This window comes from Streptomyces camponoticapitis (assembly GCF_014646115.1).
Lineage (GTDB): Bacteria > Actinomycetota > Actinomycetes > Streptomycetales > Streptomycetaceae > Streptomyces > Streptomyces camponoticapitis.
This window is the reverse complement of record NZ_BMMV01000009.1, coordinates 228,600-241,667: the sequence shown is the minus strand read 5'-3', so window position 1 is coordinate 241,667 and position 13,068 is coordinate 228,600. Positions and strand designations below refer to the sequence as shown.

The 13,068-nt window shown below is 69.7% G+C and carries 9 protein-coding genes; 8 read left to right on the top strand and 1 reads right to left on the bottom strand.

Annotated features, from left to right (window positions below; all coding sequences use genetic code 11):
- Positions 1 to 230: 230 nt before the first annotated feature.
- From IEY79_RS16900 to IEY79_RS16865, 8 genes are all read left to right on the top strand, one after another.
- A complete protein-coding gene (locus IEY79_RS16900) occupies positions 231 to 2,267 on the top strand; it encodes a glycosyltransferase family 4 protein (protein ID WP_189108307.1) in 2,037 nt (678 codons plus the stop codon).
- A 303-nt stretch (positions 2,268 to 2,570) separates the two neighbouring features.
- Positions 2,571 to 4,073, top strand: a complete 1,503-nt coding sequence (locus IEY79_RS16895; RefSeq protein ID WP_189108306.1) for a bifunctional cytidylyltransferase/SDR family oxidoreductase — start codon at positions 2,571 to 2,573, stop codon at positions 4,071 to 4,073.
- Positions 4,074 to 4,213: 140 nt separating this feature from the next.
- Positions 4,214 to 6,385: a hypothetical protein gene (locus IEY79_RS16890; RefSeq protein ID WP_189108305.1), complete on the top strand. Its 2,172-nt coding sequence runs from the start codon at positions 4,214 to 4,216 to the stop codon at positions 6,383 to 6,385.
- Positions 6,386 to 6,655: 270 nt separating this feature from the next.
- Positions 6,656 to 7,783: a glutamate 5-kinase gene (proB, locus tag IEY79_RS16885; protein WP_229700906.1), complete on the top strand. Its 1,128-nt coding sequence runs from the start codon at positions 6,656 to 6,658 to the stop codon at positions 7,781 to 7,783.
- A 145-nt stretch (positions 7,784 to 7,928) separates the two neighbouring features.
- Positions 7,929 to 8,456: a DUF8830 family protein gene (locus IEY79_RS16880; protein WP_189108304.1), complete on the top strand. Its 528-nt coding sequence runs from the start codon at positions 7,929 to 7,931 to the stop codon at positions 8,454 to 8,456.
- A 144-nt stretch (positions 8,457 to 8,600) separates the two neighbouring features.
- Positions 8,601 to 9,893 (top strand): glutamate-5-semialdehyde dehydrogenase, encoded by a 1,293-nt coding sequence (locus tag IEY79_RS16875; RefSeq protein ID WP_189108303.1) that lies wholly within the window; start codon positions 8,601 to 8,603, stop codon positions 9,891 to 9,893.
- Between the two features lie 70 nt (positions 9,894 to 9,963).
- Positions 9,964 to 10,560 (top strand): SCO2584 family spore wall biosynthesis protein, encoded by a 597-nt coding sequence (locus IEY79_RS16870; RefSeq protein ID WP_189108302.1) that lies wholly within the window; start codon positions 9,964 to 9,966, stop codon positions 10,558 to 10,560.
- 131 nt (positions 10,561 to 10,691) lie between these two features.
- The gene (locus IEY79_RS16865) at positions 10,692 to 11,786 is read left to right on the top strand and encodes an SCO2583 family membrane protein (protein ID WP_189108301.1); all 1,095 of its coding nucleotides are present in this window, start codon (positions 10,692 to 10,694) and stop codon (positions 11,784 to 11,786) included.
- Between the two features lie 26 nt (positions 11,787 to 11,812).
- On the opposite strand, the gene IEY79_RS16860 is transcribed toward IEY79_RS16865, so the two are convergent.
- Complete coding sequence (locus IEY79_RS16860) at positions 11,813 to 12,925, bottom strand: M48 family metallopeptidase (protein WP_189108300.1); 1,113 nt, start codon at positions 12,923 to 12,925, stop codon at positions 11,813 to 11,815.
- Positions 12,926 to 13,068: the final 143 nt, after the last annotated feature.

Here is a 13,068-nt window from a genome sequence, read left to right as displayed (position 1 = left end):
TCGTGCGCGGACCGCGCGACGCGCCGCATGGCCGAAAGCCAACTGCGTGCATTGAGCGATATGGGCGGAATAATGAGTCATGCGGTTTCTTTTCAAGTGCTCGCACAACCGTCGGCCACGCTCACCCGTCTTGCATGCGGGGCACAGCCATGACGGCTGCGTGAACCCGTCCGGAACTCAAGGGGAACTTGGGATGACCGCCCAGGATTCCGACACCGAACGGAGCGTTGATGAAGATCTCCTTCCTCATCCACACCATCTATGGCATCGGCGGCACCATCCGCACCACGCTCAACCTCGCGGAAGAGTTCGCCGACCAGCATGAGGTGGAGATCGTCTCGGTCTTCAGGCACCGGCAGGTGCCGCTCTTCGACGTCGACCCGCGCATCACGCTCGTACCGCTCATCGACACCTGGAAAGACTCCCCGGCGTACGAGAAGGACCACCCGCTCCATCTCCAGCCCGCCGAGTACTTCCCGCGGTACGAGGCGCGCTATCGCGAGTACAGCAAGCTGACCGACGAGCGGGTCAGGGACCACTACGCGGGCTCGGACGCCGACGTCGTCATCGGCACGAGGCCCGGACTCGCCGCGTACGTCGCCCAGTTCGCCCCCGCGAGCGCCGTGCTCATCGGCCAGGAGCACATGACGTACAACCACCACAAGCCCGCTCTGCGCAACGAGATGTACCAGCACATCGACGCGCTCGACGCGTACGTCACCGTCTCCGAGGGCGACGCCGCCGTCTACCGCGCGCAGATGCCGTTGCCCGCGACCCGCGTGCTCGCCATCTCCAACAGCGTTCCCGAGCCGTCTATCCAGCCGTCCACCGGCTCGGGCACGACGGTCGTCGCCGCCGGCCGGCTCTCCGCCGAGAAGCAGTACAGCGTGCTCGTCGACGCGTTCGCCAAGGTCGTCGCCGTGCGCCCCGAGTGGGACCTGCGGATCTACGGTGGCGGCCCGGAGAAGGAGAACCTGCGCCGGCAGATCGACAGGCTCGGCCTCTACAACAGCGTGCGTCTCATGGGCTCCGTCTCGCCCATCGAGCCCGAGTGGGCGAAGGGCGCCATCGCCGCGTCCACCTCGCGCCACGAGTCCTTCGGCATGACCCTCGTGGAGGCCATGCGCTGCGGCCTGCCCGTGGTCAGCAGCGACTGCGACTACGGCCCCCGGGAGATCCTCCAGCACGGTGTGGACGGCCTGTTGGTGCCCGTCTCGGACCCCGACGCGGTCGCCGGGGCGCTGATCCAGCTCATCGACGACGAGCCGCTGCGCCGCCGGATGAGCGCGGCGGCCGTACGGAACGCCTCACGGTTCGATCCCGGCCAGGTGGCCAAGAAGTACGAAGAGCTCTTCGGCGAGCTGCGGACCGTCGCCGCCCAGCGCGCGGCCGTGGGTGATTTCACGCCGGTCGCCGACTGTGTGGTGGAGTCCGGCGGCGCGCTCGCCTTCTCCCTCGTCGAGCCGCAGGCGGCGGCCCTGGTCCACGACGGGCTGAAGCTGGTCTGTGTGCGCGCCGACCTCCGCACCCAGGAGCGCGTCTTCCCGCTGTCCGGCAACGGCACGGTCACGATTCCGGCGGACGAGGAGTTCACCGAGGGCGTCTGGGAGTGCTTCGCCGAACTCCCGGAATCCGGACGGCGGGTACGGATCGTCGCCCGCTCCATCGACCAGCGCGGTGCGATGAGCGCCTGCGAACGCGCGCGGCACGGCAAGCCCGTCCACAATCTCGTCCCGTACGCGAAACGGCCCCAGAAACATCTCGCGCTCCGTGCCTGGGTCCGGCCGGTCCACGCGGAGGCCGGTGACATCCGTGTCGACGGCAAGCGCATCACGGTCGCGGGCGAGCTGCTCGGCGCCGGAACGATGGCCCAGCAGCCCTCGCTGGTGGTACGCCGACGGAGCAAGCCCGCCGTGGAGTTGACGTACGCGGGCAGCCGGGAGGGGGAGCGCGGATTCCGCTTCACCTTCCCCGCGTCGGGGCCCGCCGCACGGCAGGTCGCCAGGTCGGAGTCGTGGGACCTGCTGCTCAAGTACGCCCCGGACGCCGCGCCGGTGAAGGTCGCGCGGGTGCTCGACGACGTCGTGGAGAAGCGGCCGATCTACGAGTACCCGGTCACGGAAGTACGCAAGACCAGGCCGTGGGGACCGGTCCGCCGAGTGGTCCGTAAACTGAGGAGCAGGCCGGCCCAGTGGGTGCGCGTCCGCATCATGTACATGGGGACCAATGACCTCATCGTCAACGTGGCGGACGCTCCGCTGAAATAGCGTGGTTACCTCGGAAACCACGAAACCGCTGACGAGCGGCTGAATTCCCTTACGTAGCGCTTATATGGCGGTCCGGAAATCGCGGACGCGAAGTAAAGGTCCGGTGGAGGTAACTGCCTGGTCGGCGTGGTGATGTGGTGTCGGTCACGCCGCACTTGGCCGGGCTCGGTCTCAATCTGGCTGGCCAGAGGGTGAACAGATGGTTTCCTGTAGGTGAGGGGCATCGGGCGTCCGCCTTGCGAGACGGTCACGGAGAGTGCGACCATCACAGCGTCCCCCACTCGTCTCAAGGTAGGTCGTTCTGTGTCTGTGCCGCATGCAGCCCATTCCCGCACCACGGCAGTCGTGCTCGCCGGTGGTACCGGCCAGCGCGTGGGCCTGTCGATCCCCAAGCAGCTGCTGAAGATCGCGGGAAAGGCTGTCATCGAGCACACGCTGTCGATCTTCGAGCAGTCGGACTCGATCGACGACGTGATCGTGCTGATGGCACCGGGTTTCGTGCCCGACGTGGAGAAGATCGTCGCCAAGGCCGGCCTCACCAAGGTGACCAAGGTCATCGAGGGCGGCCAGACCCGCAACGAGACGACGGAGCGCGCCATTTCGGCGCTGGGCGAGGGCCTCGCCGACGGTGAGGACCGCAACGTCCTGTTCCATGACGCGGTCCGTCCGCTTCTGTCACAGCGCGTCATCAAGGACTGTGTGGACGCGCTCGACCGCTATCAGGCCGTCGATGTCGCCATCCCGTCCGCGGACACCATCATCGTGACCCGCACCCACGGCTCCGACGGCGAGTTCATCACCGAGGTCCCCGACCGCTCGCGGCTGCGGCGCGGCCAGACGCCCCAGGCGTTCAAGCTCTCCACGATCCGCAAGGCGTACGAGATCGCGGCGGGCGACCCCAACTTCCAGGCCACCGACGACTGTTCGGTGGTTCTGCGCTATCTGCCCGACGTGCCGATCTACGTCGTCGCGGGTGACGAGTACAACATGAAGGTGACGCAGCCGGTCGACGTCTTCATCGCCGACAAGCTGTTCCAACTCGCCTCCACCGCCGCACCTGTCCAGGCGGACGAGGCGGCCTACCGCGAACTGCTCTCCGGCAAGACGCTGGTGGTCTTCGGCGGTTCGTACGGCATCGGCGCGGACATCGCGGCCCTCGCCGAGCGGTACGGGGCGCAGGTGTACGCGCTGGGCCGCTCCACCACCGGCACGCATGTCGAGAACCCGGAGCATGTCGACGACGCGCTGTCGAAGGCGTACTCGGCGACCGGCCGGATCGACTACGTCATCAACACCGCGGGTGTCCTGCGCATCGGCAAGCTCGCCGAGACGGACAACACGACGATTCAGGAAGCGCTGAACGTCAATTACCTGGCGCCCGTCCAGATCGCCCGCGCTTCGTACAAGTATCTGGCCGAGACCCGGGGCCAGCTGCTCCTCTACACATCGAGCAGCTACACGCGAGGCCGCGCCGAATACAGCCTCTATTCGTCGACGAAGGCGGCCATGGTGAATCTCACCCAGGCCCTCTCGGACGAATGGGCGGGGGACGGCATCCGGGTGAATTGCGTCAATCCGGAACGTACCGCGACCCCGATGCGCACCAAGGCGTTCGGCACCGAGCCCGCCGGGTCGCTGCTCTCCTCGGAGGCCGTGGCGCGTACGTCGCTCGACGTTCTGCTCTCCGAGCTGACGGGACATGTCATCGACGTCCGGCAGCAGGACCCGACCCGGGAAGCCTCTTCCGAGGCCTCGGGATTCGAGCAGGCGCTGGCCTCGGTTCTTGACCGCCAGGAAGATGTGTAATAATTCCCCATAAGTTTGCATTAAACGGGCCTTTGCGGTCGCCATTCGGCGAATTGCAGAGGCCCGTGTGCGTGAAGCCCCCGCTTCACAATTCCCGCCAACTGTGAAATAACCGGCACCCTCTCCTGGAGCAGGTTTTCGTGATTTCGACCGCAATTCGCCTGGCCCGTGTGGGCAGCCGAGCCGAGCTGGCCGCGGCGGCCCTGCTGGGGCTGGGTTATCCGTGCGTCATGCTCGCAGCGCTGATCCCGAACCTCTGGTTCTTCGCGGCGGCCTGCGCCGTGACCTACGGTGCGGACCGATATCTGCATCAGCGGAACAGCTATCTGATCAACCGGCTCAACAAGGTCAGGGCCGGTCTGTCGATCCGCTTCCTGGTGCGCCAGTTGCTGCTCGTGCTGCTGCTGGCCCGGATGGGCCAGGCCGAGCAGCCCCTGTTCTACGCGGCGGTCGCCGGTTTCCTGCTCTTCTACGGCATCCAGGCACCGCAGGGCGCGCTGGCGACCCTGATCCGGCTGCGCCGCGGCATGCCGGTCGTCGCCCGCAACGTGGACCTGCACGCCCTGCGTATCCCGGACGCCCCGCCGAACTACCTGGTCAACCGCTCCGCCGAGAAGATGCTCCACCTCGACGTGTTCGCGCTGGCCGGTCTGCTGGTCGCCGCCGAGTCCGGCACCGACGTGTACGGGTACGCCGGCCTCGGCATCACCCTCGCGCTGGGCCTGATCTACATCCTGCTGCTCGTGCCGTACCTGCGCCGCAGCCGCCGCGTGCCGAAGCCTCCCGCCGTCCTCGGCGCGGTCGACAACTGGCTGCGGGAGTACCAGCCTTCGGTGGTCCTGTACTTCTCCGGCTCCAAGGAGTCCGCCTACCAGGTCAACATGTGGCTGGAGACGCTGGAGCAGTCCGAGGGGCGCCCGCTGGTGCTGCTGCGCGAGCGGGCCATCATGACCCAACTCGCCCCGACGTGGCTGCCGGTGCTCTGTGTCCCCGGCGGCACGCACCTGATGAACCTCGACCTGTCGTCGGTCCGGGTCGCGCTCTACGCGGCCAACGTCGGCAAGAACATCCATCTGCTGCGCGTGCCGACGATGAAGCATGTGTTCATCGGCCACGGCGACAGCGACAAGATCGCCAGCGTCAACCCGTTCAGCAAGGTGTACGACGAGGTGTGGACCGCCGGCCGGGCCGGGCGCGACCGCTACGCGCTGGCCGACGTCGGCGTACGCGACGAGGACATCGTCGAGGTGGGCCGCCCGCAGCTCGCGCCCATCAGGTCGAGCGAGGACGCGCCGGGGCACCCCGTACCGACGATCCTGTACGCCCCCACATGGGAGGGCTGGGACGACAACCCCGGCAACACCTCGCTCCTGCTGGCCGGCGAGAACATCGTCAAGCGGCTGCTGAAGGCCGAGAAGCCGGTCCGGGTCATCTACAAGCCGCACCCCTTCACCGGGATCCGCGACAAGAAGGCCAAGGCCGTCCACGACCGGATCACGGCGATGGTGAACGCGGCGAACGTGGCGCGCGCCGCCGAGCCCCGCTGGGTGAAGGAGAGCGCCGACGCGCAGGCCGGACAGGCCGCCGCGCGCGCCGAGTTGACCCGTATCGAGGAGAGCCTCGCCGCGCTCACCGCCCCGGGCCGGGGCGGCGGCGACGAGTCGGAGGAGTCGCGCGTCTCGCTCGCCGACCACGACCGGCTGGACCGGGCGAAGGCGCTGCGGGCGGAGTGGAACGACGCGTACTGGCGCACGTTCGGTTGGTGGGAGCACAAGGTCGTCTCGGGCGCCGAGCCCAAGCTGTACGACTGCTTCAACCAGTCCGACGGCATGGTTTCGGACATCTCCAGCGTGGTGTCGGACTTCATCGCGAGCGGCAAGCCCTACGCGGTGACCGACTCGGCGCAGCTGGGTGTCGAGGAGTTCAAGCGGCAGAACACCGCCGTACGGGCGGCGGTCGTGCTCTCCAACAGCGCCGCCGAACTGGACGAGTTGCTGAAGGCGGTCGCCGACCCGGCGGCCGACCGGCTGGCCTCGGCCCGGCGCGAGCTGAAGACATATCTGCTGGGCCCGGACGAGCCGACGTCGATCGAACAGTTCAACGCCGCCGTGGCCGCTCTGGGTGCCAAGGCGGTGGCCCGCAACGTGGGTGTGGCCCAGCGCCTGAGCGCCCAGGAACAGCCGGGCACGGAGCCGGAACGCGAGCCGGCGGCGGACCCGGAGGCGGAGGGCGCCACGGCGGAGGCGGCGGAGGCGGCCGAGGCGGCCGCGGCCCCAGAACCGAACGACGCTGAGGCACCGATGGCCCGCTGACGACACGCCACGAGCACGGCCCGGACGCCCTCTTGAGGGGGCGGTCCGGGCCGTGCGCGTATGAGGGCGCACCGGCGGGACGAGCGCGCCCGCAGGGCGTACCCTCTGGCGGCGCGCAGCGAGTCGCACGCGCGGCGGCCCGGCGCCGCCGGCGGGCCGGCCCCGCGCCCGGAGAGGGATGCCCCCGCGGCGGCGACGGGAGGGCCCGCGGGCTGTCCAGCGCGTGAAACAGGGGCGCGGGCGCGGGGGCCGCTGGCATAGGTTCGGGGCGTGACAGTGGCAAGGCAGCACGTAACGGAAGCCCGCAGGATCGTCGTCAAGGTCGGCTCCTCCTCGCTCACCACCGCCTCCGGCGGACTCGACGCCGACCGTGTCGACGCCCTCGTCGACGTACTCGCCAAGGCCCGCGGCGGCGGCGAGAAGGAGATCGTTCTCGTCTCCAGCGGTGCCATCGCCGCCGGCCTCGCCCCGCTCGGCCTCGCCCGCCGCCCCCGGGACCTCGCCCGCCAGCAGGCGGCCGCCAGCGTCGGCCAGGGGCTGCTCGTCGCGCGGTACGCCTCGTCCTTCTCGCGGTACGGGCTCCGCGTCGGCCAGGTCCTGCTCACCACCGACGACACCAGCCGCCGCTCCCACTACCGCAACGCCTACCGCACCCTCGACCAGCTGCTGACCATGGGCACCGTCCCCGTCGTCAACGAGAACGACACCGTCGCCACCGAGGAGATCCGCTTCGGCGACAACGACCGGCTGGCCGCGCTCGTCGCCCATCTCGTCCGCGCCGACCTGCTCGTCCTGCTCTCGGACGTCGACGGCCTGTACGACGGCGACCCCAGCAAGCCGGGCAGCTCACGGATCGCGCGCGTCGACGGCCCCGCCGATCTGATCGGCGTCTCCATGGGGAGTGCCGGCAAGGCCGGGCTCGGTACCGGCGGCATGGTCACGAAGGTCGAGGCGGCCAGGATCGCCGCCGCCGCCGGCATCCCCGTCGTACTGACGGCCGCGGGCCGCGCGGGCGACGCTCTCGCCGGGCGCGACACGGGTACGTACTTCGGCCGGACCGGCCGCCGGTCGGCCGACCGGCTCCTGTGGCTCGCCCACGCCTCCACCCCGCAGGGCGCGCTGACCCTCGACGACGGCGCTGTACGGGCGGTCGTCGAGCGCCGCACCTCGCTGCTGCCGGCCGGAATCGCCGCGGTCGAAGGGGAGTTCAGCGCGGGGGACCCGGTCGAGCTGCGCGACGCCGCGGGCCGGGCCGTGGCCCGTGGTCTGGTCAACTTCGACGCCAAGGAGATCCCTCAGCTCCTCGGCCGCTCCACCCGGGATCTGGCCCGGGATCTGGGGCCCGCCTACGAGCGGGAGGTCGTACACAGGGACGATCTGGTCATCCTGAATCCTTGACCTTCCCCTGAAACGGCTGAAAGTCCGGTTTTTTGGAAGGGACCTTTACCGAAAGCACCCCAAGCCCCGCCCAGGGCTGGTCAACTTTGTCTCAGGGGTTAGAGGCGGGGTAGCAGTACGACGAAGCAGCAACAGGAGGCCGCCGGTGAGACGAACGCGCCCGGGGGCGGGGTCCCTCGGGTCAGGAGGAGGCACCTTGCACGCCCGGAGGGCCGCGGGGGAAGAACGGACGCTGACCAGCGTCGGAGCCGGGGCGGACTTCGACGACTTCGACGACGTGAAGGAGCCGGGCACATCCCGGCAGACCCAGTCGCGCGGTGGGGACCGCGCGGTGTCGAAGCTGTGGCACATCACGCTCAGCGTGTCGGGTCCGGAGGCGCCGCTCACCGAGGTCAGACGGGGCCTCGAACAGCTCGCCCACGACCATCCGTTCCTGCTGACCAGCAGATACGCCAACGACCACGCGGAGATCCGCTACTGGGAAGAGGCCAGGGATCTGCACGACGCCGCGGCGGTCGCGCTACGGCTCTGGGGCGAGCACCGGTCGAGCGCCAAGCTCCCGCCCTGGGAGATCGTCGGCCTGGAGGTCATCGACCGGGAGACGTACCACCTGCGTATCGCGGAGGGCTACGGTCCGCCGCCGGCCGCACCGGTGGGCGTCCATCCGTTCTGACGTCCGGGCCGCGGTGACCACCGGGCCCGCTCCGACGGCGGGGGCGTCCCGACAGCCGGGGCCGTCTACACGGTGGAGGTCGCGGCCGTCTCGTAGTACGGGATACGGGGGAAGTGCCCGCAGCACGCGCACTACTCTGCGGGCATGACCTCGCTCTCGCCGTACGACAACCTGACCCCGGTCACCAGGACCGCCTACCGCGCCCGCTCCGCAGCCGCTGATCTCGCCCCACTGCCGCGCTCGGTCAAGGACGACGCACTGCTGGCGATCGCCGACGCTCTTGAGGTCCGTACGCAGGAGATCATCAAGGCGAACGGCGAGGACATCTCGCGTGCCAGGGAAGCGGGCACCAGCGAGGCGATCATCGACCGGCTGACCCTCACGCCCGAGCGGGTGCGGGCCATCGCCGCCGACGTACGGGACGTCGCCGCGCTGCCCGACCCGGTCGGCGAGGTGGTGCGCGGCTCGACGCTGCCCAACGGGATCGACCTGCGCCAGGTCCGGGTCCCGCTCGGCGTCGTCGGGATCATCTACGAGGCCCGGCCCAATGTCACCGTCGACGCGGCGGCGCTCTGCCTGAAGTCCGGCAACGCCGTACTGCTGCGCGGCTCGTCGTCCGCGTATTCCTCCAACACCGCGCTCGTGCGCGTGCTGCGCGACGCCGTCGGCGGGGCCGGCCTGCCGGCCGACGCCGTCCAGCTCGTGCCCGGTGAGAACCGTGACTCCGTACGTGAACTGATGCGCGCCCGCGGCCTGGTCGACGTCCTGATCCCGCGCGGCGGCGCCTCGCTGATCCGTACGGTCGTCGAGGAGTCCACCGTCCCCGTCATCGAGACCGGCACCGGCAACTGCCATGTCTATGTGGACGCCGAGACCGATCTCGACATGGCCGTCGACATCCTCATCAACTCCAAGGCCCAGCGCCCCAGCGTCTGCAACGCGGCCGAGACGCTCCTGGTACACCAGGACATCGCCGGGGCGTTCCTGCCGCGCGCGCTGAACGCGCTCGCCGCGGCCGGGGTCACCGTCCACGCGGACGAGCGGGTGATGGAGTACGCGCAGGCGGCGGGTGGCACGGACGCCACCGTCGTGGCGGCCACCGCGGAGGACTGGGAGACCGAGTACCTGTCGTACGACATCGCCGCCGCGGTGGTCGACTCGCTGGAGAGCGCCGTCGCGCACATCCGGCTCTGGTCCTCCGGCCACACCGAGGCCATCGTCACCACCTCACAGGCGGCGGCCCGCCGTTTCACCCAGTTGGTCGACTCCACGACGGTCGCCGTCAACGTGTCGACCCGGTTCACCGACGGCGGTCAGTTCGGCTTCGGCGCCGAGATCGGCATCTCCACGCAGAAGCTGCACGCGCGCGGGCCGATGGGACTGCCCGAGCTGACCTCGACCAAATACATCGTGACGGGTGACGGTCACACACGGTAGCCAGAAGCGGAATCCCGGGGAATCCGCACTGTCTCTGCCGAAAACGCCCTCTCCGGTCTACTCTGAGAAGGTGCCGGACGACGTGGGGGGCAAGCCGTTCCCGGACGGCTGGGAGCCTGACGACGACCGCGGAGGCGCGGACGAGGACTTCGCCTCCGTGGTGTTCGACGAGGAATTCATCCGGTCCGCACCCGTCCACGAACCGACCGCCGTCGAGCGGCTGCTGGCCGCCGCCCAGGCGAGCGCGGACGCCGAGGCGGCCCGCGCCCGGTCCTACGGCGGCTCGTCGGACGACGACCGCTACGAGGACGGCTACGGCCCGTCGGGCGAGTACGGCGACGAACGGCCGTACGGCGGCGCGTACGACCCGGACGACCCCGACGGCGACTTCGGCCCCTACGGACGCCACGGCGGTTCCCTGCGTCCCTACCGCGGCCGTGCCCGCTGGCATCGGCCGGTCGCCTGGATCCTCGCCGTAGTGATGGGCATCGGGATGGTCGCCCTCGCGTTCACGGCCGTCTACCGAGGCGCCTCGGGCAATCGCCAGGACCGGGTGCCGCCGCCCGCGACGACCGGTGTCGACACCTCGCGCGGCGGAGACGGGCCCACGGCCTCGACGGAGTATTCGGTCCCCGAGGTCTCGGCCGTCCCCCGCAGCACGCCCTGAACCGCGTGCGGCGCGCCCGTACAGAACCGCGCGCGTACCCCGGCAGGTACGTTCTGACGCCCCGTGGCTCCAGTCGTCTCTGAGGACGGCGTCCGAGTTTATGTTCGGCCGAGCCGACCTAACCTGAAGGTATGGCAGGGCGCGGAGACCCACCCGAGGGCACGCCTGAGGGAACCCCCGACGGTGGTGAGGACGAATTCCGATCCGTCGTCTTCGACGAATCGTTCGTCCGTGCTGCCCGCCTCCAGGAGTTCTCCGCCCAGGAGCGGATGGGCCACCACTCGCATGCCGTACGCAGACGAGACCTGGCCGAGAAGCCCGGGGCCGGCTCGCTGACTCCCCGGCGGGGATCGGTCCAGGCGCTGCTGCTGGTGCTGGTGGTCGTCGTGGCCTTCGGCACCGCCGTCTATGTAGGTGTACGGCCCCCGTACCGGCCGCCGTTCACCCGTTCGGCGGAACCACTGCGTATGACGGTCATTCCGCTCGCCCCGCCCGGCGAGGTGCCGGGCGACGACCCCAAGAGTCTGCTGCGGCGAAGTCCCGCCGCCGAGTTCGGCACAGGCGCCTCCGGCATCCCGCTGCCACTGGCGCGCCGCACACCGCACTTCACGGAGAACGAGGTGATGGCCGCGCTGGCCACCGCCAAGGACTACCTCGTCGCCTCGTCCCTCGACCCGGACGTCCTCACCGGCACGGAACGCCGCTCGGTGCGCGTGATGCTGGACCCGGGGCAGCTCGCCCAGTTCGACCAGACCTTCGCCGAGCCCGCCGACGACGGCAGACACGCTCCGGCGGGCTGGCTGGTGCGTTTCGACCCGGAGAAGGTGGCCCTCGCCGAGTCGGCCGTCCGGGTCAGGGGCACGCTCCGCTTCGCGGAGTCCGCGCCAGGCACGATCGACGTGCTCTCGGACCACACCTTCGTCTACGCGCTGAGACCGGCCGGGAAACCGGCGCAGGAGGACGCGTCGCTCTTCACCGTCCGGCGGACCCTGCACTTCCGCCTCGACCGTGAGGATCTGCCCAGACATCAGGCCGAGTTGGTGACCAGTGAGATACAGGCGGGACCGCAGGCCTGCTCCACCGAGCCACCGACCACACTGAGACCCCTGCTGGCCGGGGCCAGAGCGACCCCCCAGGCACCGGCGGGCACCGATCCGTACGTGAAGGGGCCGCCCTCCGCCGGGCTGTGCGGCGTCCTCGACGACAGCGCACAGCCCCGCGGCTGATCCCCGTCCGGGCGCGGGTGGCCCCGCTACTTCCCGTCGCCGGCCGGCTTGGCGCCGTTGCCGTTGGTGCTGTCACCGCCGCTGGCGCCCGCGTTGCCCGACGAACCGCCGGTGAACCTGTCCCGGAGCTTGCCGCCGAGGTCGCCCGCGCCGCCCGCGATGTCGCCCACCAGCTTCATCAGCGGGTCCTTGCTGGTGCGCACCGAGTCCGCGTAGTGCGAGGCGGAGTCACGGAACGAGTCGGTGACGGAGGTGTCCTTGTCCTCCGTACGACGCGGGTAGTGCCCGTCCATGATCCGCTGGAAGTCGCGGCTCTCGCCCCACTTCTTCAGCTCGGCGGCGCGCACCGTCGTGAACGGGTGCGTACGCGGCAGCACGTTGAGGATCTTGAGCACGGAGTCACGCAGATCGCCCGCCGCCTCGTACTCCCGCGCCTGCTCCAGGAACGCGTCGACGTTCATCTCGTGCAGATGATTGCCGCCCGCGATCTTCATGAGGCCGCGCATCGACGCCTGCGGGTCCTGGCCGACCAGCAGCCCGGCCCGGTCCGCCGACAGCTCCGACTTGCGGAACCACTCGCGCAGCGCCGACACGATCGCCATGATCGCGACATTGCCGAGCGGGATCCAGGCGACCTTGAGCGCGATGTTCGTGAGGAACAGCAGTATCGTCCGGTAGACCGAGTGCCCGGACAGCGCGTGGCCCACCTCGTGGCCGACGACCGCCCGCATCTCCTCCTCGTCCAGCAGCTCGACGAGACCCGTGTTGATCACGATGATCGGCTCGTCGAGACCGATGCACATGGCGTTCGGCGTCGGGTTCTGCGCGACGTACATCGTGGGGACCTTCTCCAGGTCCAGGATGTAACAGGCGTCCAGCAGCATCGTGTGCAGATGCGCGAACTGCACGTCGCTGACCCGTACCGAGTCGGAGAGGAAGAGCAGCCGCAGGCTTCGCTCCGGCAGCAGGCCGCTCATCGCCTTGAAGACCGTGTCGAAACCGGTCAGCTTGCGCAGCGCGACCAGGGCCGACCGGTCCGCGGGATGTTCGTACGCCCGTGAGGAGATACCGGGGAAGCGCTTGCGCTGCCTGCTCGGCACATTCTCGTGACTGGCTGCGTCGTGGCTGTCTTCGGTCATTGAATTCCCCTGTTCGTACGAGTCATCGGCTCGTCCCCCTGACAGCCCCCACCGTATGCGCTGCGGCTACGGTTGTACCGGGGCCGCCCGGCGCCGTCGTCGACAACAACGTCCGAGTCGGCGTGAGGGTGCCCGACGGGCCC

Bases quoted from the DNA above. Each gene is read 5' to 3' on its own strand.
- IEY79_RS16865 (WP_189108301.1), top strand. From the start codon at position 10,692: ATGGCAGGGCGCGGAGACCCACCCGAGGGCACGCCTGAGGGAACCCCC.
- IEY79_RS16875 (WP_189108303.1), top strand. From the start codon at position 8,601: ATGACCTCGCTCTCGCCGTACGACAACCTGACCCCGGTCACCAGGACC.
- IEY79_RS16860 (WP_189108300.1), bottom strand. From the start codon at position 12,925: ATGACCGAAGACAGCCACGACGCAGCCAGTCACGAGAATGTGCCGAGC.
- IEY79_RS16900 (WP_189108307.1), top strand. From the start codon at position 231: ATGAAGATCTCCTTCCTCATCCACACCATCTATGGCATCGGCGGCACC.